The 26,612-nt window shown below is 37.5% G+C and carries 18 protein-coding genes; 3 read left to right on the top strand and 15 right to left on the bottom strand.

Annotation, left to right across the window (positions count from 1 at the left end):
- Nucleotides 1-5 precede the first annotated feature (5 nt).
- From HY817_04255 to HY817_04225, 7 genes are all read right to left on the bottom strand, one after another.
- Nucleotides 6-1,670, bottom strand: coding sequence for a hypothetical protein (locus tag HY817_04255; GenBank protein ID MBI4836444.1), 1,665 nt, complete (start codon nucleotides 1,668-1,670; stop codon nucleotides 6-8).
- Between the two features lie 60 nt (nucleotides 1,671-1,730).
- Complete coding sequence (locus HY817_04250) at nucleotides 1,731-3,398, bottom strand: hypothetical protein (protein ID MBI4836443.1); 1,668 nt, start codon at nucleotides 3,396-3,398, stop codon at nucleotides 1,731-1,733.
- Nucleotides 3,399-3,494: 96 nt separating this feature from the next.
- The gene (locus HY817_04245; GenBank protein MBI4836442.1) at nucleotides 3,495-5,174 is read right to left on the bottom strand and encodes a hypothetical protein; all 1,680 of its coding nucleotides are present in this window, start codon (nucleotides 5,172-5,174) and stop codon (nucleotides 3,495-3,497) included.
- A 63-nt stretch (nucleotides 5,175-5,237) separates the two neighbouring features.
- Nucleotides 5,238-6,893, bottom strand: coding sequence for a zinc-ribbon domain containing protein (locus tag HY817_04240; protein ID MBI4836441.1), 1,656 nt, complete (start codon nucleotides 6,891-6,893; stop codon nucleotides 5,238-5,240).
- A 40-nt stretch (nucleotides 6,894-6,933) separates the two neighbouring features.
- On the bottom strand, nucleotides 6,934-8,619 hold the full coding sequence (locus HY817_04235; protein ID MBI4836440.1) for a hypothetical protein: 1,686 nt from the start codon (nucleotides 8,617-8,619) through the stop codon (nucleotides 6,934-6,936).
- A gap of 59 nt (nucleotides 8,620-8,678) precedes the next feature.
- On the bottom strand, nucleotides 8,679-10,349 hold the full coding sequence (locus HY817_04230) for a hypothetical protein (GenBank protein MBI4836439.1): 1,671 nt from the start codon (nucleotides 10,347-10,349) through the stop codon (nucleotides 8,679-8,681).
- A 74-nt stretch (nucleotides 10,350-10,423) separates the two neighbouring features.
- A complete protein-coding gene (locus tag HY817_04225) occupies nucleotides 10,424-12,076 on the bottom strand; it encodes a hypothetical protein (GenBank protein MBI4836438.1) in 1,653 nt (550 codons plus the stop codon).
- 247 nt (nucleotides 12,077-12,323) lie between these two features.
- On the opposite strand from HY817_04225, the gene HY817_04220 reads away from it, so the two are divergent.
- Together HY817_04220 and HY817_04215 are read left to right on the top strand one after the other, a co-directional pair.
- Complete coding sequence (locus HY817_04220) at nucleotides 12,324-12,761, top strand: VOC family protein (GenBank protein ID MBI4836437.1); 438 nt, start codon at nucleotides 12,324-12,326, stop codon at nucleotides 12,759-12,761.
- Between the two features lie 21 nt (nucleotides 12,762-12,782).
- Entirely contained in the window at nucleotides 12,783-13,199 is a 417-nt protein-coding gene (locus HY817_04215) for an SRPBCC family protein (GenBank protein ID MBI4836436.1), read from the top strand.
- Nucleotides 13,200-13,213: 14 nt separating this feature from the next.
- On the opposite strand, the gene HY817_04210 is transcribed toward HY817_04215, so the two are convergent.
- The 3 genes from HY817_04210 to HY817_04200 form a co-directional block, all read right to left on the bottom strand.
- Nucleotides 13,214-14,821, bottom strand: coding sequence for a zinc-ribbon domain containing protein (locus HY817_04210; protein ID MBI4836435.1), 1,608 nt, complete (start codon nucleotides 14,819-14,821; stop codon nucleotides 13,214-13,216).
- A gap of 98 nt (nucleotides 14,822-14,919) precedes the next feature.
- The gene (locus tag HY817_04205) at nucleotides 14,920-15,663 is read right to left on the bottom strand and encodes a hypothetical protein (protein MBI4836434.1); all 744 of its coding nucleotides are present in this window, start codon (nucleotides 15,661-15,663) and stop codon (nucleotides 14,920-14,922) included.
- A gap of 115 nt (nucleotides 15,664-15,778) precedes the next feature.
- Nucleotides 15,779-17,437 carry a hypothetical protein gene (locus HY817_04200; protein ID MBI4836433.1) on the bottom strand — a complete coding sequence of 553 codons (1,659 nt, stop codon included), beginning with the start codon at nucleotides 17,435-17,437 and terminating at the stop codon, nucleotides 15,779-15,781.
- A 241-nt stretch (nucleotides 17,438-17,678) separates the two neighbouring features.
- Between HY817_04200 and HY817_04195 the strand changes: the two genes are divergently transcribed.
- The gene (locus tag HY817_04195) at nucleotides 17,679-19,010 is read left to right on the top strand and encodes a hypothetical protein (GenBank protein ID MBI4836432.1); all 1,332 of its coding nucleotides are present in this window, start codon (nucleotides 17,679-17,681) and stop codon (nucleotides 19,008-19,010) included.
- 85 nt (nucleotides 19,011-19,095) lie between these two features.
- On the opposite strand, the gene HY817_04190 is transcribed toward HY817_04195, so the two are convergent.
- From HY817_04190 to HY817_04170, 5 genes are all read right to left on the bottom strand, one after another.
- Complete coding sequence (locus HY817_04190; GenBank protein ID MBI4836431.1) at nucleotides 19,096-20,802, bottom strand: hypothetical protein; 1,707 nt, start codon at nucleotides 20,800-20,802, stop codon at nucleotides 19,096-19,098.
- A gap of 57 nt (nucleotides 20,803-20,859) precedes the next feature.
- A complete protein-coding gene (locus tag HY817_04185; GenBank protein MBI4836430.1) occupies nucleotides 20,860-22,584 on the bottom strand; it encodes a zinc-ribbon domain containing protein in 1,725 nt (574 codons plus the stop codon).
- Between the two features lie 65 nt (nucleotides 22,585-22,649).
- A complete protein-coding gene (locus tag HY817_04180) occupies nucleotides 22,650-24,347 on the bottom strand; it encodes a hypothetical protein (protein MBI4836429.1) in 1,698 nt (565 codons plus the stop codon).
- A 9-nt stretch (nucleotides 24,348-24,356) separates the two neighbouring features.
- Nucleotides 24,357-26,054, bottom strand: coding sequence for a hypothetical protein (locus HY817_04175; protein MBI4836428.1), 1,698 nt, complete (start codon nucleotides 26,052-26,054; stop codon nucleotides 24,357-24,359).
- Between the two features lie 12 nt (nucleotides 26,055-26,066).
- Nucleotides 26,067-26,525 (bottom strand): hypothetical protein, encoded by a 459-nt coding sequence (locus HY817_04170; protein MBI4836427.1) that lies wholly within the window; start codon nucleotides 26,523-26,525, stop codon nucleotides 26,067-26,069.
- Between the last annotated feature and the right edge of the window lie 87 nt (nucleotides 26,526-26,612).

The following is a 26,612-nucleotide window of genomic DNA, read 5'->3' as shown; positions in this document are numbered from 1 at the left end:
AGAATTCAATACGTTTCTTTTAGGTAGCAGGGCTCACAAACAATTTGTTCTTTTCTTTCGGGAGCGTAAGTAGTTTGTAACTTTATTTGGCATGATGAACATTCTCTATTCCAGAGCTTTCTTGGCGGATTACGATTAATCCGTTCACGATGACGGCATTCCCAACAATGATGAGGCACTGGCAAATGCATGTGACGATAGAACTCTAACTCTTGTTGAATGAGCTTGTAGTTTTTGCCACAGCCTTCGCAAGTTAAAATTTGTTTTACCAACTCATCTTGTGTTTCTTCAATACGATTAGGAATGGCAACTTTTGGTCCTTCATAACGATTTAAAGAATGTGGATCATGCCAATTGAGTCCTTCATCAATAATTTCTTCTTGAGTTCTAGGAAAATATTCTTGAGCAACCGTTTCATTGTAGGCGAAAGGCGATAATGCCATAGGAAAAAACTGTCCCCATTCTCCTGTGTTTTGCATATGGGCAATAACTTTTGCTAGCAGTTCTTCATATTGTTCTTTGCTATATTGCTTATTGAGAATGCAATATGCTTTATTATGCAAACCGACGCAGCCGAAGCAATGCTGAATATTGAAGCATTGGAAACAATAAAGTGCCTGCTTGATCTCGGATGAATGAGAACAAAAACAAACTTGATAACATTGCATCGAAGAAGCAGAAAAATACACTAACTCTCCCCAACCAATTGAGCCAATATCTTGAACATCCTTAAGTTCCACTGCAATAAAAACATTTTTACAATCTTGGAGCTTTTCGGAATTAAAGCAGTTATAAGCATTTTTACATTGAGTGAGCTGATCACCAGTAACGTCTTCACATTGAGTATTTTGGGTTGCTTTGTGAGGATACTTGAGAAAGTACTCAGCTGCTTTTTGTTTCGTTAATTCTCTCGCTTCATAGTCTCTCGTAGCCTGGGCTACTTTTTCTTCGTAAGCTTCTTTCGTCAATTGTTCATTAAAAAAGTAATACTTTTTATGCCTTAAGCCATAACAACCAAAACAGTGATCACAATCTTTGCAATCAAAACAGTACTGACTATCTCTGACATTTTGGCAAAATTGTAAGTAACTACTTTGATAGCAACTTTCCGAGTGCAGGCACATATAACAAAGTTCTGAACTCATCAGCCAGTAATTATCTACATTATTTTTCCCTTTGATACAGTAAGTATTGTAATAACAATCTTCATTAAAATGTCCCCCGGCATTTAGATAGCAGTTTTTGTCATCAGTCTCTTGGTTTACATAGTCACTATTGACATTATTCTTGGCAAATAGATTGAGCAGAGGTGCCTTGAGCAATACTTCCTGAAGTTGAGCAAAAAATGGTCTGCTGAAATCGAAATCTTGGCCAGAATCTTCGGAGTTCCAATTATCACTCCACCAACAAGTAGTGCAATATACCTTGGTCTTTTTTTCTGAAGCATGAACGGCAATGATTTCTTTTTTACAAAGATCACATTTTCTTTGATAAAGTTTTCGCTCATTTCGAAAAGCAATGCGATTACGTTCCCGACAATCAGGACATTGTAATGGTGCTGGAATTAAAAACTTTTTGCAGTTAATTTCGGGTGAAACCTTTTCATAAAAGTCTAGGTCTTCCTGGGCGATGGTGAATTGTGAGGAACATTGTGGGCAAGTATTGGACATAGGGTGTTAGAGCTAAGAGTGAGCCGATCTTAGCTCTTCGCTCTCAGCTCTTAGCTCTGGTTAATAGGTTTCTTTCAAGTAACAATTCTCACACAAAATCTTTTCAGGTCTTTCCGGAGCATAAGTGGTCTGTAACGCGGTGTTACATTTGGTGCAATTACGATGAAAAAGTTTTCTTGGGTTGCGTGAAAGTAAGCGTCTTTTATTTCTGCAAAAGAAGCATTCTTTAGGGATGCTGATATTTTGCTCTTGATAAAAAGCAAATTCTTGAGCTACGATACGGTAATTTTTTTGGCAGGTTTCGCAGGTGAGAATTTCTTTGAGAATACTTTCTGAAACTTGAGTAATGTCATCAGGAGGTTGTACTTTTGGTCCAGTATATTGGTTTATTTCATTATTGTCTTTCCAGCGTAATCCTTGTGCTTGAGCTTGTTCTTTCGTTAAGGGGAAGTATTCATTGGCAGCACTTTCATTGTAAGCGAAAAGTGAAAGAGTCATGGGAAAAAACTCACCCCATTCATTATGTTGTTGCATTAAGGTTACTAACTTTGGCAGGAGACTTTCATATTCTTCCTTAGAATATTGCCTGTTTAAAATACAGTACTCCTTACTACGTAGCCCCACACAAGCAAAGCAGTTTTTGCAAGAAAAACAATTGCCACAATAAATTAAGTGTTGGTTATTGACGACGCAATCTCGGGAAAAAAGAATATTATAACCTTGTACAAATAAGTCTTCATAACCCAGTTCATTTTCTACCCTAGCATAAGTAATATCATAACAGTCTTTGCCCTTGGTGGTAGTGCAATAACGACAGTCTTCGGCATGAGTGACATCATATGAGTCATGAACATTTTTACTGTAGTAGATGTAATCGACACTGCAATCTTCATTACCAATACAGTGCATATAAAGAACAGGTGTTTGCTTTCTCAGTTCAGCTAATTGACTCTGAATAACTTTTTTCTTTTCTGTAGAAATCACGCGAAATTCTGCTAACTTATGTTCATATTGTTCTTGGGAGCACGGCTGATTAAAGAAATGATACTCTTTGTGTCTCAAGCCAAAACAGCCAAAACAATGTTTACAGCTTTTGCAATTTTCTAAAAAACTACTGTCGCTACAATTATCACAATCTTTACTAAATTTGAGATTGTATGAATCGCGGCAGTCGACACATTCATAGCATCGTTCCGATCCATACGTATACATAATATCCATCGACTGCTTACATTTGCCAATTATATGGCCGTAGAAACAATCTTCACTTTCTACGCAACCAAATGCGAGATAGCAATTCTTACTCTGCGATACCATATTAGAATAATTGCAATTTTCTGAGGTAGAGTTTTGGGTAGCAAACTTCGGTACTACTTTTATTAATTCATGTATTTGCATAATGATAGACTTATTCCAATCTATTTCTCGACCATAAGAAAGAGCATCCCATTTGTCTGACCACCATTCCTGATTTTCATATACTGTGTAACCGCTGTCTGGAGCATACATGGAAATAATCGCCTTGCCACTCAGATCACACTTTCTGTTATACAGGTGCCACATATTCCTAAACGCTAATCGTCTCTGCATTCGGCAAGTAGGACAATGAGTAGGTGATGGGATCAAAAGCTTTTGGCCATGAACCACCGGTGAAACCTTTTCATAGAAGTGTGAATCTTCGGGAAATATTTCGAATGGCTGATGACAATTGATGCAGGCTTGAGACATAGAATAGGTTAAAGTGCAAAGAGTAGAGAGCAAAGAGCAAGGTGTTTAGGGGAGCTATATCTTTGCTCCTTGCTCTTTGCTCTTTGCTTTCTAGTCTCAATGTGTTTCTTTTAAGTAACATGTTTCACAGAGTATGGTTTCTGGTCTCTGGGGATCATAAGTGGTTTGAATTTCTATTTGGCAAGAATGACAGATGCGCTCATATAACTTTCTAGGATTTCTTTGATTGAATCTATTTTTGTAACGGCAGGCAAAACAGTTTTCTGGTACTGAAACTTTTAGCTTTCGATACAGGTTAAGCTCTTGGGCAATCAAACGATAATTTTTGCCACACGTTTTACAACTTAAAATCTCTTTCAAAATATCGTCGGATACTTCGTTGATATCATAGGGAATAGCCGTGGATTTACCTTGGTAATGAGTTTTTAGTTCTTCTTCTTTCCATCTGCCACCTAAAGAGATCACCGCTTCTTTGCTTAAAGGGGCATACTCCTGGGCTATTGTTTCATTGTAAGCAAAGCGTGATAAAGAAATAGGGAAAGGCTGACCCCATTCACCGTTTCTTTGCATGTGCTCCATAATCTGAGCGAGTAGCTTAAAGTAGTCTTCTTTAGCATATGGTTTATTGAGGATACAGTATTCTTTTCTAAATAAACTGATGCAACCAAAGATATCATGGGAACTGTTGCGAATACATTCTGAGTACATCAAGTTGGAAATATCATTGCTACAACCATCACAGAACTTCACATTGTGATAGCCATTGCCGCATAAATGATTTTCATAACCAAGCTCTCCAGTATTTCCCCAAGCGTAACAATCCTGACAGTCTTTGCTCTTGGTCATCCAAGTGCAATAGCTGCAATCCTCTAAATTGTTACAGTCAAAACAGTTGAAGGCATTTTTTGAGGAGAATATATGGTCCCCAGAAAAGTTTTCATTGTTGTGCCCAGAATAGTATTTATGAGGTAAAGCTAATTTTATTTTTTCTACTTCTTTTCTTGCTTCGGCAAAAGATTCACGAGAGTTGGTTAACTCTTTTATTTTGTTAGCGTATTCTTCTTTAGTATAGGGTTGATTAAAAATGTAGAACTCCTTATTGGTGAGATTTACACAACCGAAACAATGTTTGCAGCTTTTACAATCAAAGAGTAATTGTGAATCAGAGCAATTCTGACAGTTGTGACTATAGAGTAAATTGTAGCCATGATAACAATCGATACATTCGTAACAAAGCTCACTATCAAAGATAAAAAAGCAATCAGCGATATCACGACATCTTTGGAGGTAGGTCGTATAGAAAGCAAATTCATTGTTACCAGCGGCAAATACGAGGTAGCAATTTTTGTTATCGGAAGTAAGATTCGTATATTCGCAATTTTCATTTTCTCTTTCATGATGCAATGCAGTCATGGGAACGACCTTTTGTAATTCGCTATATTGTTCGAAAAAAGGGCGAGAGAAATCAAAATTTCTACCATAGTGCGTAGCATCCCATTTATCACTAACAAAGCAGGTAGGACAATAGACTGGATGTTTAGCTTCAGGAGTAAAAATGGAAATAATACTCTTTTTGCAAAGATCGCATTTGCGATTATAAAGGGTTCTTTCATTTCTCCAGGCCATTCTTCTTTGCACACGACAACTCGGACATTTGGTTGGTGCCGGCAGGGGATACTTTTTACCATCAATTACTGGCGAGATTTTGTCGTAGAAATCCATATCACTCTCAGTGATTTCATAGGGATTTCGGCAATTTATACAGACTGTTTTCATAGAAGAATCAATTTAGTGCAAGGTGCTGAATTAAATTCAGAATTCAGCATTCTGCATTCAGAATTAATAAACCGTTTCTTGATAACACTGTTCACAGTAAACAATTTCTGGTCTGTTTGGGGCATAGCTGCTGTACATTTTTTGCTGACACTTAGCACAATCTCTTTGCCAAATTTGAAATGGGGTGCGCGCATTGATTCTTCTTTTGTGGCGACAATCGAAACATTGTACTGGTGGTGGTACTCCTAATTGACGATATAGTCGTAATTCTTGGATGATGAAACGGTAGTTCTTACCACAAGTAGCACAAGTAAGAATATGCTTAGTGATATCATCAGAAACTTCTTCACTGGTTTCAGGTACCGTTACTTGAGTGCCTTGGTAACGATTGGTCGTGTCTTCATCATGCCAGCGATATCCTTGAGCTAGTGCTTCTTCTTTAGTTAAAGGAAAAAAGTCTTGGGCCATGGTTTCATTGTGGGCGAAGGGACAATTAGCCGCAGGGAAGTATTCTCCATACTCACCGGTTACTTTCATGTGTTCGATAACTTTTGCTTTGAGCGCAAAGTATTCATCCTTCGAGTATTGTTTATTAAGAATACAATATTGTTTTTTCTTCATACCTACACAACCAAATAAATCAGATGATGAAGTACAGAGATCGCAATATTCTAAGTCCCGGACATTGGTGGTACAGGTGGTGCAGAACTTGATATTGTAAGCACCATCGCCACTGGAGCTACATTGATAAACCAGCTCAGCTTTGTCGCCCCAAGAGCTATAATCCATACAGGTTTTTACCTGCAAAGAAAGTTTGGTACAGTAACGGGCATCTTCGATGTCTTTACAATCAAAGCAGAAGTAACAATCTTTAGCATTATAGAGATGGTCACCAATGCAGTTCTCTACTTTTTCACTGCTAACATTTTTATAAGGATGCAATAAGAAAAGTGTTTTTGCTTTTTCGGCTACTTTTTTTACCCCGCTTCTAGTGTGTAAAGCTAATTCAGCTTTGATTTTTTCATATTCATCTTTGCTATATTGCTGATTGAAAATCATGTATTGCTTATGGCGTTGATTGATACAACCAATGCAATCCTTACAGCTTTGGCAATTGTTTAAGAACCAACTATTTTGGCAGCCTTTACAATCTTGTGAATAACGCAGTTCATGGCAGTTTTGGCAATCAATACATTCATAGCAAAGCTCAGCTTCATAACAGACTGAACAATCACAGAGATTTTTAGACTTCTTAAGTAAATTGGAATAGTAGCAATCTTCGTCGTAATCACTTTCCATGATCAAATAACAGTTCTTTAAATAGCCTGTATTATTAGTGAAATCACTATTTTCTAGGGTGGGAATAATCCATAGAGCAACACGAGGTACTTTATTTTGTAACTCTTTCAATTGCTCAAAAAATGGGCGAGAGAAATCAAAGTCTTGTCCATATTGACTAGCATCCCAGCCGTCTCCCCACCAAGCACTTGTTTGATAGACAGGAAATGGCACATTACTATGATACTGTGAAATAATTTGCTCTCCAGTGAGATCACATTTGCGGTAGTAAAGACTTTTGACATTACGTTCCATCATGCGGCGATGCATACGACAACTAGGACAAGTCTTAGGAGCTGGTACATTAAATAATGTATAGAACTTTTGGTCTTCGGGAGTATGCGTGAAAGCATTTTGGCATTGATGGCAATTGGTGGTCATAAGAATTACAAATTACGGATTACGAATTACAAATTAGAAATTAGAAAACTAGTTTTTGGTAGCAAGGCTCGCAGTAGATTTTTTCTGGGCGATTAGGAGAGTAGCTAGTCTTTAATGAGGTATTGCACTGGCTACAATTGCGATCCCATAAATGTTGTGGGTTTCGTTTGCTCATCCTTTTTTCATGACGACAATTGAAGCACCATATTGGTAAAGGTAGTTTTTGTTCTTGATAAAACTTTAATTCTTGGGCAATGAGTTTATAGTTTTTGCCACATTTATCGCAGGTAAGTATCTGTTTTAAAACTTGCTCCGAAACATCTTTGATATTTTCTGGCACTACCACTTTAGGGCCTTCATAACGATTCATCAGATCTTCTTCTTTCCAGGTAGCGTCCAGTTTAAGAGCTTGTTCTTTGCTTAGGGGAAAGAATTCATTGGCTACTGTTTCATTGTAAGCATAGGGAGAAATAGACATCGGGAAATATTCACCCCATTCACCAGTGCTCTTCATATGCTCAACAATCTTAGACACTAACTTTTCATATGTGTCTTTTGTATATTGCTTATTAAGAATGCAGTATTCATTCGATTTTAGGGCTACTGAGCCAAAGCTATTTTTACTATTTCTGGAGCCATAATTGTATTGAAGATTATAGGTATTGGTGGCGCAAACTTGGCAAAATTGTAATTCGTAGGCATTGATACCGCTGGAAACAGTTTCATAGGCGCGCTCTAATTGTTCGCCAAAGGAGGAGACATCCATGCAGTCTTTTGCTCGATAAAGTGAGTCACAGTAGGTGAGATCTTCTACATTTCCCACCATAAAACAATTCTGGCAATTTTTAGCGTTGACCATATAGTCTCCGGTACAATTCTCTAAGTTTACGCCATGAATAAACTTATGAGGTGCTGATGCCGCTAGTTTTTCTAGTTCTTGTTCTAATGCTTGAATAGTCTTGCGATCACCCAAATCTATCTTGCTCATATACTCTAAGTATTGTTCCTTAGTGTATTGCTTATTCATGATGCAATATTCTTTGTGGTTAAGATTCACACAAAGCAAACAATTACGACAGCCAATACAGTTTTTGAGAAAGTAACAATCTTGGCAATTGGTAAGTTCTTGAGAAAAGAAGGTATGATAACAACCCGTGGATATTAATGTCTCATAACATAATTCAGATTCCTGCAGTGAAGAACATTCCATGCAATTCTTAGAATGTTTCAAGATATTGGAATAATATGAATCTTCATTAAAATCAGCATCAAATGTCATGTAGCAATTTTTGCTATTACCGGCATAGTTGATATACGAGCAATTATTTTCTTCAGCATCAGGCGAAGAAATTAAAGCTGGTAGCGGGACTTTCTTAAGTAATTCATCATATTGAGCAAAGAAAGGTCTACTGAAGTCGAACTCTTGACCATAATCAGCAGGATTATGTTTGTCATCCCACCAACAAGTGAGACAGAAGACATTGTAAGGTTTTTCTGGTGCATAGACAGAAATAATTTCTTTCTGGCAATGATTACATTTCCTGTGATAGAGCTTCCGTTCATTCCTATAGGTTGCTCTTCTTTGTTTGCGACATTCAGGACAAAGTTTCGGTGGTGGTAGAGTTAATTTAATACCTGCAATAGTAGGGGAAAGATGAGCGATTTTATTTAAATCATCTTGAGTGATGGTGAAGCTTTGTTGGCAATGTTTACAGGATTGGGTCATATTAATTACAAATTACGAATTACAAATTATAAATGAATCTGGAATCGACTACTCTGTATTCAATAGGTATGTCTTAAATAGCAGTCTTCACAGTAAATAACTTCTGGAGCTGTTGGTGGATAAGTTGTTTCAATTGTTTTCTTACACTTGGCACAATTCCTCGAAAAAAGAGTAATTCGATTTGTTTCTGCTGTGCGATGACGGTGACGGCATTCAATGCAGCAATGGGGAATGGGAATCAGGTGTTCTCGGTAGAAGTTAAGTTCTTGTTTGATCAGGCGATAATGTTTTTGGCACTTTTCACAAGTCAAAATCTTTTCAATAAAAGTATCTGTTGCCTCGGCAGAGGTATCGGGAACTTTCACAACTTCACCTTGATATGTGCTGCCGAGCTTGTCTTCATGCCAAAGCCAAGACTTTGCTAATACCGCTTCCTTTGTCATGGGAAAGGCTTCGTTGGCTAGAGTTTCATTATAAGAAAAAGGAGCATGAGGTATAGGAAAAAATTCACCCCATTCGCCAGTAGCTTGCATGTGAACAATAATTTGAGGAACCAGTATTTCGTACTCTTCTTTGCTATACTGTTTGTTCAAAATACAATACTTTTCTCCTTTTAATCCAATACAGCCAAATAGATTTTGAGAATTATGACAAAGGTCACAATACCAAATATTGCTATTGTCATAGGATGCGCTAGAGAAGCCGACATTTTTGGAACGATTCATAGCATGAGTTTCAATCTGCAATTCACATTCCATACCAGTTTCATAGACATCGTAACCGTCAGTAATTCCTAAAGAGTTGTAGCAATATTTAGTATCTTGAGAATTATGAACATAAAAACATTGCTCAGCATTGCGGCAATTATAAATATTTTCTCCACTGCAGTTCTCACTATTAACGATAAATTGTGACCGATGGGGGGCCTTGAGCAATAATTCTTGAAATTGTTCTTTAGCTGATTGTAATCGATTAAAAGAATGCAACTGTAATGCAGTTAACTTTTGTTCATATTCTTCTTTTGAGTATTGTTGATTCAAAATACAATACTCTTTGTTTCTGAGCCCAACGCACATAGTACAGTGCTGTACACTTTTGCAATCATAGAGAAAAGTCGAGTCAGAACAGTTTTCACAATGTATGGAGAAATGGCAATTATAACAATTGACGCTATAACTTGTTTCATAACATAACTCACAGCCTTCAATATAGGAACAATCGACGCAATCTTTGGCAGATACAATCCAATTGCCATACATACAATTCTCACACAAGCCACCATTCATAATTAAGTAGCAACTTTTCAGTTGATCAGCATGGTTACTATATTCACTATTCTCTACTGTTTTATTGAAAAGCGAAGGACGAGGGACCTGCTGTTGTAATTCATAAAATTGCTCAAAGAATGGGCGAGAGAAGTCAAAGCTTTGTCCATACTGCTTAGCGTCAATCTCGTCACTCCACCATATTTTGCTTTCATATACTTTATATGGAGAATCAGATGAATAAATAGAAATAATTTGTTTACCTGAAAAGTTGCACTTTCTATTATATAACTTTCGCTCATTCCTTCTGGCCATGCGTCTTTGCTGCCTGCAGGGTGGACAAAGAGTTGGTTCAGGAATAAGATATTTCTTTCCTGCAATCACAGGAGAAACTTTTTCATAAAAGTCTAGATCATCCTGGGTGATGGCGAATTGTGAGTAGCATTGTGGGCAAGTACTGTACATAGGATGTTAGAGCTAAGAGCTAAATACTGAGAGCTGAGAATTTTTCTATCTTAGCTCTTCGCTCTCAGCTCTGGTTAATAGGTTTCTTTTAAATAACAAGCTTCGCACAAAATTCTTTCGCTTCTTTCCGGAGCATAGGTAGTCTTTAGTGCTATATCGCAATTCATACAAGTACGATCCCAGAGAATACGTGGATTGCGTAGAGATTGTCTAAATTTGTAGCGGCACGCATAACAACTTTGTGGTACAGGAATGTTTTGTTCACGATAAAAACTCAGTTCTTGCGGCACGACACGGTAGTTTCGATGGCAAGTAATGCAAGTTAAAATGTCTTTGGTAATGCTGTCTGTTATGTCTTTGATATTATCGGCAATAATCACATCAGGTCCTTGATAGCTATTAGAATTGTCTTTTTCATACCAACTAAAGCCGCTCTTTAGAGCCTCTTCTTTTGTTAAGGGATAATATTCTTGGGCACAAGATTCATTATAACCAAAGCAAGAAAGTTCTTTGGGCAAGAACTTTCCCCATTCACCAGTTTTCTTCATGTGCTCTATTAGTTTACTGCGTAGTATATTGAAGTCAGTTTTAGAATATACTTTGTTTAAAATTGCATATTCTTTTCCTTTCAAACACACACAGCCAAATAAGTCATGGCAATTCAAAACCAGATCAGAATACTCCACATTGGAGCTATCTAAGACACCAAAAGAATATTTAGAATTATAACAATTTGAAGTGCTGATAATATCATAGCTAAGCTCAGTTTGATCACCGAGCATGCTTGAGTTATGAGTGTCTTTAGCTTTAGTAGCAAAGATAACATTCGATAGATCTTCGCTTTCTGAAGAGTCGAAGCAATTGTGACATCCCTTACAACTTTTCAGATAATCCCCACTGGAATCTTCACATGAAACCATATGAGAGAATTTTACAGTGCGTGTACTCCGTAAAGATTGAAATTGCTCCATTAGCTCTTTTTGCATCTTTCTGCTGCCATTTAAAAGTTCATTTGCTTTTTGTTGATAAGCCTCTTTACTTAATTGTTCATTGTTAATACAAAATTGTTTGTTATGAAGGTTGGTGCAAAGAATACAGTCTTGGCAATTGCTACAGTCGCTAATGAAAAAACAATTACTGCAACTTTTGCAGTCGAAAGCAAATTGGCACTGATAGCAATTGGTACAGTCACTCATCATGTAACATACTTTGTTCTGATTGCTGACATCACTATCTACTACTTTTTCATTGTGCATACTGAGATTCCCAAATAGACAATCCTGATTGTGGTCTCCACCAAAAATTAAGTAACAATTTTTATTACCAACTGTGGAATTACAGTAATCACTGTTTTCTGCATTAAAGTTTAACAATGCTAACCGGGGCACTTTAAGTTGCAACTCTTTTAGTTGAGGGAACAAAGGACGAGAAAAATCAATTTCTTGGCCATAATCAGCTGCATCCCATTTGTCACTAAACCAATAGTCACTTTTATAGACTTTATATGGTTTGTCGGGAGCGTAAATAGAAATAATTGCCTCTCCTGAATGATCGCATTTACGATTGTATAAGGAACTACTGTTTCTAAAGCTCAAACGTTGTTTTTGGCCACATTCGAAACAAGTTACTGGATTGGGAATTTGCAGCTTGTTCAAGAAAGCCTGCTCTTTGTCTGAGACAAAATAAAGAGCAGAGCAGTCCTGGCATGCGTATTGTTTGCTTGCCATAAATGCTAAATTGTTTTGTAACTATGTGCAGTATAGCATGTCGTGAATAACTGTAAACAGTGACCGATACGTCTAGCCTGGTCTGTTTGATCATTCTTCGCTAACTAAAGCTATTACTTTCTCTTTGAAAATCTGTAGAAAGTTTTTTACAACAAGCCTGTTTGTGGAGAGTCTTAAAATATTCTTGCACTCTTTTTAGGGAGAAAGTACTGTAGGAAAGTCCGGTTTATTTCATAACTAAATTTCTATGGCTAGCGTCAGTACTTACCTCAATTTTACTCGACAGACGGAGGAGGCTTTTAATTTTTACAAAAGTGTATTTGGTACAGAATTCCAGGGTAAAGTAAGCCGGTTTTCTGAGGTACCTGTGCAACCAGGTCAACCACCCATGGCAGAAGAAGACAAGAATCTGATTATGAATATTGCGCTCCCTATCTTGGGGGGACATTTGTTAATGGGTACTGATGCACCAGAATCAATGGGTTTTCAAGTGAAGTTTGGCAATAATATCTATATTAATCTGGAACCCGATACTCGATCTGAAACAGATAAACTGTTTGCTGCTTTATCAGCTGGGGGTAAAGTAGAAATGGCCTTGCAAGAAATGTTTTGGGGGGACTACTTCGGTACTTGTACTGATAAGTATGGTGTGCAATGGATGTTTAATTGTGCTAGTAAAGTGTAATTAGAATTAACTAAAAAATTTATGGCGAAGAGTATTACGGTAGAAATTAGTATCAACGCTCCAGTAGAAAAGGTTTGGCAATGTTGGGTAGAACCTGCCCATATTTGCCAATGGCTCTTTGCTCAGGATGATTGGGAATGTCCAGAAGCTCACAATGACTTACGAGTTGGGGGACGGTTTTCTTCAACTATGCGTGCAAAAGATTTATCTTCTAGTTTTGACTTCACTGGACAATATACTGATGTTCAAGAACATAAAATTATTGAATATACTATTGATGATGGGCGCAAAGTGCAGGTAGTATTTTCTACTGAAGGAGATGGAACAAAAATAGTTGAAACATTTGAAATGGAAAATACCCATAGTGAAGAGCAGCAACGAACTGGTTGGCAAGCGATATTAGATAACTTTAAAAAATACGTGGAATCACTAAAGTAAGTGTAGTGGTAAAATTATAGAGCACTTTGGGCATAACATTGTTCACAATAAATTACTCTAGGATCAATATCCGGGTATGAAGATGACACTGCTTGCTGACATTGCTGGCAGTGTCTACTGTACAATTTTCGTGGATTTTTTTGCTGCATGCGCCTTTTATGTCTACAGGTGGGGCATAGTGGCGGAAATGGGAGTTGATGCTGATAGTAAAAATCTTCTTCTTGCTTAATAATGAGATACTTTTTACTACAGGCTCTACAGCTTTGTTCATGAGTGAGAATGGACTCTAAAGAAGAATGCCCTACTATCTCATCAATTGGGATTTCATCAGTCGGGGGAAAGTAATATTGAAGTACGGAATCACTTTCTTCTATCGGGGCAATCTCGCTTGGGAAAAACTCACCCCAAGCATTTTTATCTACCAGTAACTGAATTAATTGTGGTGCAAGCCGATCAAAATCTTCTTTCGTATATTGCTTATTAAAGATGCAATACTTTTTGTGGTTCAGGCCTACACAACCAAAACAATTTTCGCAATAAAAGCAGCTATCTGAATAATAGAGATTACTGCAATGAGCTGAAAAACTACAGCAAATATTCATAAATCCCCAACAGCTTTGGCAATTATAGAGGAGATCAGACTGTCCGGAAATATTACAATCATAGCTATCTTTGAGAGTGTGATTATCGTATAAGTATTTGCAATCTTGACTATTTACGACATTAAAACAATCTTGGCAATTTTTACAATTCACTAAGAAATCGCCAGTGCAATTGTCGATTATATTAGTGTTAGCATACTTGTGTGGTTGTTTGTGCCAAAAGATCTTCACTTCATTGCAGAGAAGTTGATTGCCCGACCAAGTGCTTAGCTGCTTTTGATATTGAGCTAACTTTTGCAGATAAGCTTCTTTGGTATACGGTTGATTAAAAATATAATATTCTTTGTTATTCAGATTGAAGCAACCAAAGCAATAGTTGCAATTGTGACAATCAAAACAAAAATAGGAAAAGTTTAAATTATGGCAATGAATACTAAAGAAAGTTTGATAGCATTTAGTGAGCGAAATGCCCTCGTAGCACAATTCACAATCCAGACACCAATAACAGTCTAAAGAATTTCTAATAAAACCACAGTCGGTAAGATAGAGCGAATCCTGGCAGTGAGCAGCAGAGAAAACTAAATAGCAATTTTTATTGTGACTAGCATCATGGGCATAGGTACTATTTTCACTTTCAATATTGATCAGCGATATTCTGGGTACAGTATGAAATAATGTTTTGATCTGAGAAAAAACTTCAGATTGTGGGGAAAAGGCGAGACCGTATTGAGTAGCATCCCAATTATCACTCCACCAACAGTTAGGACAATAAACGGGAAAAGAAGTGCTCTGAGGATAAAGAGCAATGATATCTTTTTGGCACAAATCACAATGCCGTGCATATAAATGCCTTTCGTTTCTAAAGCGAAGTCGTCGCTTTTGTCTACAATCAGGACAAAGCTGGGGATTTTGAACAATGTATTTGCTACCTTTTATTTCCGGTGAAACTTTCTGATAAAAAGCACTATCATGATCACTGATGAGGAAACTGTTGTGGCATTGAGTACAGTTTTGATTCATACAATGAAATTATGCCTGCTAGTAGCATAATTCATTTGGTCCCTAAAGCCAAAGCTAAATATTTACATAAACACCTCTTAGCATTTAGCTCTTAGCTCTCAGCTCTTAAAAAAGGCGTATTGTTCCCACCATTGTTTATTATAGGCAAACTCCTCTGGTGACTGCTTTTCGGCATTAGGAAATAGCGGCGAAAACTTGCCATCGGAAGTAAAGATAGTAGTTAGTCGTACTACTAATGTTTCAGGGTTTTTTGCTAAGCCGATAGTAATGGTATCAGTCAGTGGTGGATCTAATTCTTTAATTATATTCACAATAATATCATCAGCTTTATCTCCTGCTCCTCTTTGTTCTGGCTGAACAAAAGCGATATTTTCTTCATTGATTGGTACAGCTCCTAGTGTACCTATGAATTCGTCTTGTGATAGTCCTAACTCTTCTTTTTGTTCAGATGTAATAGTGAAATGAATCTCTGTATAGTATTCTCCTGGCAAAGAAGAAAACTCTATCCAAGGAGCCTTAAGGCCAGCAGTAACATGTCCTTTAGTATAGCTAAGTAAGCATGAAAGTACGTAATGCAAATCTTGTAATTGAGGATGAAATTTGGAGCCAGCAGTATGCAGCAATTCATCGATCATTTTTTCCGTAACTTCTATCTGCCTTTCAGTATCATGCTTTTTCTCTAATAAACTTTTTCTGCTTTGTTGACTAAGTTGTGAGAAGTGTCTTACCACATGTAATAAGCTCTCTTGAGTAATCACGATATTATCGATATCTCTGATTGCCACATCATCTACTTTTCGCCCAAACACTTTGACATCATCAATGATAAAAAAATCCTGCATACATTTGTTTACTTACTTCTAAGCTTTTATCTTTGAGCCATCTGCAGTTTCCTCCCCCTAACTTCTGCCTCCTGCCCCTTCGATTCGACTCAGGGCAGGCATCTGACTTCTGCCTTCATCCATGCACTTCTCTCTGATAACATTTCTCACAAAGTACGCGCAACTTCTCTGTATTATAGACAGTCATAATCTCTGTGCCACATTGACTACATTGTTTTGTTAATACTTCAGCCATTGTTAAACTGCTCTGAATTTTTTCTACTCGAGCAATAGGGGAAACATGAGGAATCGGAGCGTGGAACTTTCGATAGGCAGCTAATTCTTGTTTAATGATTTTATACTTTTTGCCAGTCGCTTCACATTTGAGCACAGCATTGAGAATATCATCTTTGACATCATCAATATTGTCTGGGATTTGGTAAGTAGCTGTGAAGTCTTCTGGCAGATCTTCTTTCCAGGTGTAGCCCAGTCTTTCTGCTTCAGCTTTTTCTAAAGGCAAAAATACTTGTCCTTCGGAGCGGTTATAATCCATAGGCGACATTGAGGCAGGGAAGAATTGACCATATTCTCCTGTGCTCAACATATGAGCTTTGATTTTTTGCAGCAGAGCGAAATAGTCTTCTTTGCTATATTGCTTATTAAGAATACAATATTGTTTCTTTTTTAAGCCAATACAGCCGAAGCAGTCCATACAGCCAAAGCCAACAAAAATACAGTATTCCAAGTCCCGGACATTGCTATAACAGTCAAAGCAGAATTTAATATTGTAAGCATTTTCTCCCACAGCGGCAGAATAGTAGAGATTCTGACCGTTTTGACCAAAACCATCACAGACAAAAGCATTTCTAGTTTGGTTGATCATTTGAATTGACCATTCAGCATTTTCTGTATCGGAAGCAAAAATACAATTACGACAATCTTTGGTGTTATTTAAAAAGTCACCATGAGAATTCTCATTATTTTTACCTTGCATGAATTTAATCGCGGCCCGAGACTTCATCTCGCCAAACTTTTTCTTTTCTGATTCAACAGTTTGATAGCTACCTAAATCTATTTGAGCCCTTTTTGTTTTAAATTCTGCTTCTGTTAATTGTTGATTATCGAAGCAATATTCTTTATTAACTAAATTGCTACAACCATAGCAATTTTTACAATTCTTGCAGTCGAACAGAAATGCTGAATCAGAGCAATTGTCACAGATTTCTGAGTATTTGAGATTGTAGCAATTTTTCACATGAATACAGCCTAAACAGATCTCACTATCAGTGACATAAGTAGAATCGATGATATCTTTGGCTGTTAATACGGTTCTTGAAAAAAGCACATCTTCGCCATTCAAGACACCGAAGGATAGATAGCAATTTTTAACATTCAGTACCCCATTAGTATAATCACTATTTTCCATGGTGGAACGAATACATTCCAAGCTGGGTAATGGGGCTTTCTTAAGCAATTCAGCCATTTGGGCAAAAAATGGTCGCGAGAAATCATAGTCCAGGCCGAAGCTTAATGGATCCCAGGCATCACTCATCCAGGCATCAATGTCATATACCACGAGCTCTTTGTGGGGAGGAATGAAAGGGAGTATCGGTTTTTTAGTAAGTGCGCAAGTACTAGGATAGAGATGGACGCTGCTCAACATGGCACAAGTACGACGCAATCTTTCGACATGACTAATAGTAGGTAAAGGGATCATGTGTTCCTGACAAAAGGCTTCTTCTTGATCAGAAATTACAAACTCTTTGCCAGTAATAGCGCATATTCTTTTTTGCATATACCTTATGACATCAATTTTTCAGAATTAGTTAAGCAATTTTTGTCTTGTGTGTATAGATGGAAGTCAGAATTAGAAACTTATGTGAAAAGACTAAGCTGATATTTAAATATTTAGTTTTTTTTTGCAAAATGAACCATCTTATGGCTTTGGCTGAGGTTGACTCAGGTTTAAGCTCATTGGTATGATATAAAGATATAGTTTTTACAGGCTAACAAACACTAAAGGTTGAAATAGGTTTATGGATGGAATAGATGTTGATTTGCGGAATCGTGAGCAGCCTAAACTGCGTGCTCCTAGAGCTCCTGTAAGGGATAAAATACAGCAAGCTTTAACAGAAGTGACTGAATCTGGAGCAGACGCAAAATCGGGTCCAGATGCAATACAGCCAACTCTTGCTCCTTTGACCGAAGAACGGGCAGTAGTATTGGATGTTCCTACTGGGCCCATGCTTGAACCTGATTTAGAAGCTCCTCAGCTAATTGCTCCCATTGAAGCTCCTCAAGCTATTGCGCCAATGCTATTAGCTACTAGTGGGGATTGGCAAAAGATTGAAAATCAATTTAATGCTCCCAGGCTAGCGGATAAAAGTGTAAATATTATCGAAAATATCTTAACGGCAAAAACTATTCTGCTTGCTCAGTTGCATAAACTTTTATCAATTATCTCTGCTACTACAGTACCTGCTATTCTTCAGCGACCATACAATGCACTTGTTCAATGTATTGATTATCGCCAAATCAAGCCACAAATGATTGTAGACTTAAAAGCTGCCTTACAAACCTGGTTCCATCAGTATCATCAAAAGATGCGAGGCAATACCCATCCTTTATCTCCGGCGCAAGCAGAAGAAATGGTATTTAGAGTAAATAATATTTTTCAGCAAGCATGCAACTTAGAGGAATGGTGTAGTTGGCGTTCTGTTGGTAAAAAAGCAGCATGCCGCTTTAAGAATTGGCTATTTACTATCAGAATGCGTTATAAACAAAAAAAGAAAGCTCAAGAATTTGAAGACTATAAAAAGATGATAGAAAAAGTCGTGGCTCGTCGGAAGAGGCGTTATTTCTCTAGTTCACTACGTGCTAAACTGTTAGTCGGTTTACTAGGAGTATTTGCTAAGGCTAAGACTCCGGTGTCTGAAGTGCCAGCAGAAGTACCAGTTACTGCGGCAACTATTGCTAGGCAATCACCAAATAGTGCTGCTGCAAATATGACACCTTATAAGGATAACTTTAATCGCATTAGGGGTAATGTCAGTGCTGCTGAATCTGAGACATTGGGTCATCATGCTGGTGTGCTAAGAGGAATATTAAATCAACTATTAACACCTGAAGGAAAAAGGCTAGTAAGTTTGCTTTATCCTTACAAACAATTAAATGAAGCTCAATATCAAGCTGTGGTAAGTCGTTTAGCAAGGCGCATGCGCTTAGCTATTGCCGACTTTCATACCCATAATGGTCGAGAACAAGTTGAAATAGTTGATAAAGGAAAAACTACCAATGGCCGACAGCGTTTTCTTATTACTGTGGGCAGTAGGACGGCAGATATTTTGATAGAAATACCAGTTATTTAAAGCTAAGAGCTGAGAGCTTAGAGCTAAGATAGAAAAACTCTTAATTCTGAGCTTTCTCATTAATTTAGATTCTAGATTTTAGCCTCTATAATTCATCTGAATAGCAATTTTCACATAAAATTCTCTCCGGTCTATCTGTACCATAAGGACTCGATACTGCCATCTGACATTGCATACACTTTCTGGACCATAGCTTTCGTGGTGGGCGAAGTTGCATTCTGTCACTATGTCTTTGGTCTGGGTGACGATGTGGCAATGGGATATTATGTTGTCGGTAAAAGTTTAACTCTGCTTTGATAATACGAAATAACTTACCACTGACTTCACAAACAATGGCATAATCTAAGATCTCATCACTCACCGACTGTATATCTATTGGCAACTCTGCAGCTTTAAGAGTCTTTTTTACTGCAGGCTTTGGTGCTTCATAATCACTCCACAAAAAGCCTTTTTTTAGTGCTTCTTCCCGGGAAAGAGGATAGTATTCGTTAGCTACGGTTTCATTGTAACCAAAGGCGGAAAGCATTGGAGGGAAAAATTCTGCCCATTCACCATTGCTCTGCATATTTTCGATAATCTTGGGCACTAGCTCAAGGTACTGTTCTTTAGAGTATTGTTTGTTTAAAATGCAAAATTCTTTATGTTTTAGACCGACACAACCAAATAAATTATTGCATCCTTGCCAACAAAAAGCGGAATGGTAAATATCATGACTATCAAAGCAAGTATAATAACCGCCAATCATTTGCTGACTACCTAGACCAACCATGGCAGAATTATAAATCAATGAAGTACTCTCTCCCCACGTGTCTACATCATAACAATCAGTCGCACTCAACATAATATTGGTGCAAAAACGACTATCACGGAGACCATTAGAATCAAATGAATCGAAGGCGTTTTGACAGTTGTTAATGCTATTGCCGGTACTATTTTCATTCATTCTTCCCCGATACGCTTTCTTTGGTTGGCTGGCAAAAAAAGTTTCTGCTTGCATTCTCCATGCTTCACGATTTTGGTAGTTTCCTAATTGAGCGTTGGTAATAAATTTTTGATACTCTTCTTTGCTAAAAGGTTGGTTAAATATGTAATATTCTTTTTGTCTTAAATTGACACAACCAAAGCAATTTTTGCAACCAATACAATCTAATAAGAAATAGGAATCACTACAGTTTTCGGAAAAACGACTGTGCTGAATATTGTAACAGTTAATACAATCGATAATCTCATAACCAAGTTCGCAGCTGCGCAACTTGAGGAAATCTACGCAATCCTTAATGGTATGAAATGTTTCCCCATAAAAACATTCCTGGGCTTGTTCTCCATCAAAAATTAAATAACTGTTCACGCATTTGATTACATCATGAGTGTAGTCACTATTAATGCCATCTCCCCACACCAACAGACCTAATCTAGGCATCGTTTGCCATAACTTTTTCCATTGACTAAAGAATGTCTGAGAAAAATCGTATTCTTGTCCATAAGTCATTGGATCCCATTGATCACTCCACCAACATTTGGTGCAATATACTGATAGAGCTTTGCCGGAATCAGTGACTTTGTCTGGAGAATAAATAGAAATGAAAGGCTGTTTGCAAATATTACAAATACGGTTGTAGAGTTTTCTCTCATTACGAAATGCCAAGCGTCTTTGTTGTCTACAATCAGGACAAAGAGTGGGGGCTAGAACTTGATACTTTTTGCCAGCGAAAACTGGTGAAACTTTGGCATAGAAACTTAAGTCTTGGGGCGTGACTTCGAATTGTAGAGAACATTGTTTGCAGGTAGTCATAGGTGGTGGGAAATATGAAGTTAATTCTGAATTCTGAATGCTGAATTCAGAATTGGGCTAATGATGATAATCTAAGTAACACTGATTGCAGAATATAGTTTCAGGGCGATCAACCTGGTAAGGGGATAAAAGTTCTCTGTTACATTTATGACAGTGACGTTCATACAATTTTCGTTCTAAACATAAAGTTACACGATCAGACTGGCGGCACATGAAACATTTCCTCGGTATTGGTAATTCTCTTTGGCGATAGAAGGCAAGTTCTTGTGGGACTATGCGATAGCCTTTTTGGCATTGTGAGCAATGAAGGGTACTTTGTAGAATCCCATCGCCAATAGCATCAATAGTATCAGGTAGAGAATCTGTAGTTGATATGGCTACTTGGGCTGCATTTCCCGGTTGAGGGAAATACTGTTGTGCCATAGTCTCATGGTATGCAAACAGTGCCAAAGACATAGGAAAAAACTCCCCCCATTCCCATTCTTGTCTTCCTTCTAGTGCCTCCTCTTGTCTTGGTCTTTGTGTTTGTCTGCGTCTTAGCTCCTCTGTATCTTCATTCTTGCTACCACCACTCATCTGCTTAATAATTTGTGGTACCAGCTTTTCGTATTCCTCCTTCGTATATTGTTTATTCAAAATACAATATTCCTTTCTTCGTAAACCAATACAACCAAAACAATTGTTAGAATAAAAACAATGATCACAATAATACATATTATTGCAATTCCAGCAGGTAGTAGAAAAAAACATTTGATAACCAAACCAACAGTCTTGTACCTCGTACATCAGCTGTGAGTTCTGAAGACCGCAAAAGTTGCCATCATAAGCATCTTTGATGTTGCTGCCATCATAAATATATTTACAATCTTGAGCCCGAGTGAGATTGAAACAGTTGATACAGTTATTACAACTAACTAAATAATTTCCGGTGCAATTTTCACAATTAGTAATAGTGGCGTATTGATGGGGTAAGGTAAGAAAAAACTGTGCCACCTCTTTTTTGAGAGCCATCAGGCCTGTGTGACTTTTTTTCTGTTTTCTAATAGTTTGTATTCCTTCTTCATATTCTTCCTTTGAATAAGGCTGATTATAAATATGATATTCTTTGTGATCTAAGCTGAAGCAGCCAAAACAATGATGACAATCTTTGCAGTCATAACAAAAATAGCAGTCACTCATATTTTCTACATGAGTACAAAACTGGCTATTGTAACTGGCTCCAACTGAGATTCCCTCATAGCATAGTTCTGATCTTCCTGACCAATACATGTCTATACAATCGCGACAAGCATCTAATGAGTGAGAGTAATAGCAATCTTGATTATCATCAGCATTAAAAATGAGATAACAGTTTTTATTATGAGAAGTGTAATGAGTATATTCACTATTTTCGGCATTTCTATTGATCAACCCTAAGCGTGGAACTTTTGCTCTTAATGATTCGAATTGGGGGAAAAAGCTTTTACTAAAATTGTATTCTTCATAATGATCTCCAGCGTCCCACTGATCTGACCACCAACAAGCGCTGCAATATACAGGATATTCTTTTACTTCTGGGTAAATAGAAATGATGCTTTTGTGACACTTTGAACAGTTACGATTATAAAGCGTGTCATCATTTCTAGTGGCCAGCCGTCTTTGCTGACGACAAGTAGGACAGAGGGTGGGCGGAGGGATTGGATAACTTTGACCAGCAAAAAAAGGAGCAATTTTCTGATAAAATGCTTGGTCACTTTCGCTAATAAGAAACGTATTTTGACAATTGCTACATATTGTCGACATCACAATGGATAGTTGCTTTTAGTGTAGAGATTTGCCTTTGTCTGTTCAATAGTTGGTGACAAAATTTAATACAAAGCTTTTTCGTAACATGTCTGACAATAAATATTATGCTGTTCTGAAGGTGGGTAGCTGGTATCAATCTCTTTTTGACACTGGTGACAAAGTGCTTGATAAAGAAATGGTAAATTTAAGTTTTTCATCCGTTCTTGGTAACGAATGTCAGGATGTTTTCTGGGTAAGGCAATATTATTTTGCCGATAAAAAGCTAGTTCTTGTTTCAAAAGGCGGAAAGGCTTCTTGCTTACTTCGCACTCAATTGCCTTAGTGAGAATACTATCTGGAGTATCTCGGACATGATCTGGTAATTGGTCAGTGGCGATAGTTTCTACTTCCAGTGGTGGGATTGCATAATCACTCCAGAAGAAACCTTGGCTAAGCGCGCTATGTTTATCTAAAGGAAAGAAAACTTGGGCATTGGTTTCATTATAGCCAAATGGTGAAGTACTGCTGGGGAAAAACTCTCCCCATTCGTTGGTTGTTCGCATATGGTTAATGATTTTTGGTACCAATGTTTCATACTCCTCTTTAGTGTATTGCTTATTTAAAACGCAATATTCTTCTTTGGCATGTAAGCCGACACAGCCGAAACAGTTTTTAATATTGAAACACATATCGACATAAAGACAGTCTGAAACATCATAGGATAATGAACAAAACTTATTATTGTAACCATTGGCTTGAGCTTGGACTTCATAAAGTAATTCTGAGCTGCCAAAACCATAACAATCCATACAATCCTTATTGATTTTATGGCTCATAGTGGCATCGAAGTCCATACAGTGGAAACAACTTTCTCCTTTATAGGCATAATAACAATTTTGCACGTCTTTGCATTCTGATAAATAATCTCCGGTCGTATTTTCCGACTTTTCAATTTTTAATGCTGGTCTAATTGCTTTTTGGCAAAGGTCCTGAAACATTTGCAAGCAGCTTTCCAATTTGCTGAAGCTTCCAGTATCAATGAATGCTAACTTGGCTTCATATTCTTCCTTGTTGCATTGCTGATTGCAAAAAACATATTGTTTATTGCGCAGATTACTACTCATGAAACAGTCTTTGCAGCTTTTGCAATCATAGCAAAAAAGCAGGTCCGAAGAATTGGTGCAGAACAGGCAATAGATGCAATGATATAAGGCCTCACCCCATAAGCATTGGTATAAGATTTCGCCTTTTTTGAGAATAAAACTAGAATCAAAGATTTGCTGTGAGCTCAAAACCTTGCGAGAGAAGTAAACATTTTCACAGTTAAAAACTATAGTCGAAAGATAGCAGTCTTTATTGTTACCGGCATGATTGGAATAAGCAGAATTCTCTGAATTTTTAGATAATAATGCTATTCTCGGAACTACACCACGTAATTCTTGCCACTGATCAAAAAAGGAACGACTGTAATCAAAATCTCTGCTGTAACTTTTGGGATCCCAGCTGTCACTCCACCAAATGTCTTGATTGTAGACGGGGAAGGGTACTGTTTCATTATAAATAGAAATAATCGGTTCTTTAGTAAAACTACAAAGCCGAGAATAAAAATGGCGTTCATTGCGATAAACAAATCGTCTCTGCAATCTACAAGCTGGGCAAAATGTCGGTAATGGCAAAGAATATACTTTGCCGCCTATTTGCGGTGAGAGCTTGTGAAGGATTTCCTTTTCAATTTCAGTGATCATGAATGTGTTGCTACATTTGACACACTGTTTATTCATAGAATTCAATTAGTACAGCATCTTTTCGTAACAAACTTGGCAGTAAAGATTGTTTTGTTTCTCTGGCGAATAACTCGTTGCTAATGCTTTTTGACAGCTAGAACATTGGCCATCGTAGAGATACGGTAAATTAATGGCGGCAATGCGTTCGGTATAACGTACTTCGGGATGTTTCTGAGGTAGAGCAATATTATTTTGTTGATAGAAATCTAACTCTTGTTTAAGAATACGGAATGGTTTTTTGCTCACTGAGCATTCAATAGCGACGTTGAGAATGCTTGTATCTGTATCCTTGATATTATCAGGTAACTCACTCGCTGAAATAGTTTTGATACTTGGAGTAGGAGTAACATAATCACTCCAGTGGAAGCCTTGTTCACGAGCTTTTTCCTTAGTCAAGGGAAAGAAGTTTTTTGCATCACTTTCATTGTAACCAAATGGGGAAATACGAGCAGGAAAGAATTCACCCCATTCGCCATTCGCAATTAATTGATCAACAATTTTAGGTACTAGTTGTTCATACTCCTCTTTAGAATACTGTTTGTTTAAAATGCAGTACTGTTCTTTATTGTGGAGTCCCACACAGCCAAAGCAATTTTTTACTCCAAAGCACATGTCTAAGTAGAGCGAGTCCGCTACGTTGAAAGAGAGTGAACAAAACTTGTTGTTATAACCATTCGATTGGCCTTGTACTTCATATAATAATTCACTTTCGCCAAAGCCATAGGCATCCATACAATCCCTAACCATTTTCATTCCTCCGGCACCATCATATTCAATGCAATAGCGACAACTTTCAGCCCGATAACCACAGAAACACATGTGCATATCTTTGCACTCCAATAAATAATCACCAGTGGCATTTTCACATTTATCAATATGTTGCGCCTGTTTGATTGTGGTTTCACACAACTTAGTAAATTCAGCTTGATATTTGTCCAATACTTTTCTACTACCCAAGTCTATGGTCGCTAACTTGGTTTCGTAGGCTTCTTTTGACAATTGTTCATTAACAAAGACATATTGTTTATTTCGGAGATTACTACTCATAAAACAATCCTTGCTACTTTTGCAGTTATGACAAAACTTTAAATTTGAAGAATTATTACAAAAATTTGTGAACTGGCAATTGTAGAGGTTTTCTCCCCAGCAACACTGATAGAGAATTTGGCCATTGTGGATGATAAAGGTGGAGTCAAAAACTAGTCGTGAGTTGAATACCTTTCTACCGAAATAAACATCTTCACACTCCCAAACAATAGTAGAAAGATAGCAGTTTTTATTGTCTCCAGAATGATTGGTATAGGTGGAGTTTTCTGACGTATATGATAGTAATGCCAAACGAGGGACTTGATCGCGTTGTTCCGCTAATTGATCGAAAAGGGGACGGCTGAAATCAAAGTCACGACCAAAAGCTTTAGGATCCCAGCTATCTCCCCACCATGTTTTCTGATTGTAGACAGGGAATTTTGCTGTTTCATTGTAGATAGCAATAATATCCTCTCCAGTGGCGCTGCATTTTCGGGGATAGAAGTTGCGTTCATTTCGGTAGGCTAAGCGCCTTTGTAAGCGACATAGTCTACACAAGGTGGGAGTGGGTATAGCCAGAACTTTACTGCCTACCTGGGGAGACAACTTCGCATACATAGCTAAGTCAGCTTCACTAATAGGAAATATTTGCTTACATTTGATGCAAGTTTTTTCCATAAAAATAGTTAGCTATTGAGTAAGCATAATGCTCTGAGGATTTTGAGGATCAAATAGTACTTGCACCATATCTCCAGGCCTTGGGATTTGGACTCGAGACACTGGTATTTCTAAGATACTAGAGAAAGGGTTTCGACCAGTAGGCATTACTTGCATAGTGATTCGAATGACCAGGTAAAGGCGATCAAGAGTAATACCGGTATCCTCGACGGTGAGAATTTTTGCTGAGGCTTTTTCCCCGTTTTGTAGCAGGTAGCTATTTTGCTTATTACTGGGACTCATGCCTTTACGGAACCAAATATTGAAGCCAATTACTAAGACAAATATCAATATGGGGAAACCAAAAATGAAATATGGTATGAGAGTGGGGATTGATGCTGGATTTGTCTTCATATAGTACACCAGGTAACCAGGTGCGAAGACTCCTACAGAAAATACCAAGGCAAAACCGATCAGGAATTTTTTTTGCATAGAGGAAGATTTCTGAATTGAGTCTACTTTTTTCTAGTAACGAGCACAATCGAGATTGGTAATTATGTTACGGTCAACGTTTGTGCT

It is taken from the genome of Candidatus Abawacabacteria bacterium (assembly GCA_016207805.1).
In the GTDB taxonomy this organism is placed as follows: domain Bacteria; phylum Patescibacteriota; class Gracilibacteria; order RBG-16-42-10; family RBG-16-42-10; genus JACQZO01.
Note: the sequence above shows the minus strand (reverse complement) of the source record. Positions and strands in the feature narration are given on the sequence as shown.